Origin of the sequence: Kitasatospora sp. NPDC058965 (assembly GCF_042741245.1) — a bacterium.
In the GTDB taxonomy this organism is placed as follows: Bacteria; Actinomycetota; Actinomycetes; order Streptomycetales; family Streptomycetaceae; genus Kitasatospora.
Window position 1 is genome coordinate 1 of record NZ_JBHYKG010000565.1, and the last position, 2,136, is coordinate 2,136.

Here is a 2,136-nt window from a genome sequence, read left to right on the forward strand (position 1 = left end):
CGCCTCCTGGGACCCCCGCCAGCTGCTCGGCAGCTGGCTGGTGCAGCGGCTCGCCGCGGACTACCCCGCCCTCGGCGGCCCCGAGGCCGTCGAGCGCCTGCTGCAGGCGCGGCTGATCGCCCCGGTGCTGGACGGGCTCGACGAGATGTCGCCGGACCGGCGCCGGACCGCGCTGCGCCGGCTCAACGAGTCGCACGGGGACGGGATGCCACTGATCGTCACCTGCCGCGCCGCCGAGTACGACGCGCTGGTGCGGGAGGAGGACGTGCTGCGCGGCGCCGCCGTGCTGCGCGCCGAGCCGCTCACCCCGGCGGACGCGCTCGCCTACCTGACCGCCGTGGTGAGCCCCCTGCACGAGAGGGCCTGGCAGCCGCTCTTCTCGCTGCTCGCCGGGAGGTTGCCGTGCCCGCTGGTCGACGTCTCCACCACTCCCCTGATGCTCGGCCTGCTGCGGGTGTACGCCAACGGCGGCGGCGATCCGCAGCGACTGCTGCGGATCGGGACGGCCGAGGAGCTGGCGGACTTCCTGCTGGACGCGCTGGTGCCGACCGTGTTCGCCGACCGGCCGGACGGACCGCGCTGGCGGGCGGACCGGGCGGAGCAGTGGTTGGGCTGGCTGGCCCGCGAGATGACGCAGCGCGAGGAGGCCGAGCTGCAGTGGTGGCAGCTGCACGAGCGGTCGAGCCGGCGCGAACGCGCCCTGACGGCGGCCGCGTTCGCCTGGGTGGGCGCCGTGCCGGCCCTGGTGGCGGCCGGTGTGCCGAGTTGGCGGCCGGGTGCGGTGGTCGACTGGCTGGTGATCGCGCTGGGGGCGGGCGTGGTCGCGGGGGTGGTGGCGCGCTCCGCAGGACGGCCGGTGGGGCTGCCCGTCCTCCGGGAGGGGTACGGGATCCGGCCCGGCTCCCCGCTCTCCCGCGTCCCGCGCCCGCTGCTGATCGGCGTGCCGCTGCTGGTCCTGGTGCTCTGGTCGGTGTGGTCGGTCGTCTCGCTGGTCCAGGAGTACGCCTGGGAGCGGCACCACGTCGGGCCGCAACCGAGCGTGTTCCCGGTGGCCTTCCTGCTGCTGGCGGTGGCGGTGCTGACCAACCGGCACGCGAACGTGCTGGCCGCCGGCAGCCCGCGGCGGGTCGAAGCGGCCGACCCGGCCCGGGCGTTGGCGCTCGGCCGGCGGCGGGCGCTGCGACCGGCCCTGCTCGTCGGCGGGGTCTGGGCCGTGCTGGTGGGCGGCATGCTGCTGCCCGCGGGAGCGGGCCGGCTGACGGCCCTGGTGGTCGCCGTCCTGGTCGGCGCGCTGGCCGGGACCCTGCGCGTGGTCCACAGCCTCTGGTACGCCTACCAGCACGCCCGCCTGCGGCTGGCCCTGACCGGCCGCCTCCCGCTGCGGCTGGCCGCCTTCCTGGACGATGCGCACCGGCTGGGCGTGCTGCGCCAGGTCGGCCAGGCCTACCAGTTCCGTCACGAACGGCTGCGCCGGCGACTGGCCGCCGATAGGGTGCGCCCATGATCGAAGACGACCGGACCGGACCGCCGTCCTTCGGCCCGGAGCGCGAGACGCTCCGGGCCTTCCTGGACTTCCACCGCGCCACCCTGGCGATGAAGTGCCGGGGTCTGACCGACGAGCAGCTGCGCGAGCGGTCGATGCCGCCGTCCACGCTGACCCTGCTGGGCCTGGTCCGGCACCTGGCCGAAGTGGAACGCGCCTGGTTCCGGCGGACCTTCGAGGACCACGAGGTGCCGATGGTCTGGTCCGAGGAGGTCGACTTCCAGGCCGCGTACGACGTGAGCGGCGCCACCCGGTCCGAGGCCTTCGCCGCCTGGGAGGCCGAGGTGGCCCACTCCCGCCGGGTCGAGGCGGCCGTCGAGTCGCTGGACTCGGCCGGCTACCAGCCGCGCTGGGAGGAGGAGGTGTCGCTGCGCATGGTGATGCTCGACTACGCCCGGCACAACGGCCACGCGGACTTCCTGCGCGAGGGGATCGACGGCGAGGTCGGGGCCTGACCGACCGGCGGTCGCCGGACCGCGTCGGCGGCCGGGGCCGGCCCCCGCCGGGGCCGCCCCGCCCCCCCCCCGGCCCCCCCCGCCCCACCACCCCCACCCCCACCCCCCCCCCCCCCGGGCCCGCCCCCCAGTAGAAAA

Annotated in this window: 2 protein-coding genes; both read left to right on the forward strand. The window is 76.5% G+C overall.

Translation table 11 applies throughout. The features are described from left to right. Positions 1-1,504, forward strand: a 1,504-nt coding sequence (locus ACFW1A_RS40185; RefSeq protein ID WP_380418640.1) for a hypothetical protein, incomplete at its 5' end; no start/stop codon positions are given. Then, positions 1,501-1,998, forward strand: a complete 498-nt coding sequence (locus tag ACFW1A_RS40190) for a DinB family protein (protein ID WP_380418642.1) — start codon at positions 1,501-1,503, stop codon at positions 1,996-1,998. The genes ACFW1A_RS40185 and ACFW1A_RS40190, both read left to right, overlap by 4 nt. The last annotated feature ends 138 nt before the right edge of the window (positions 1,999-2,136 follow it).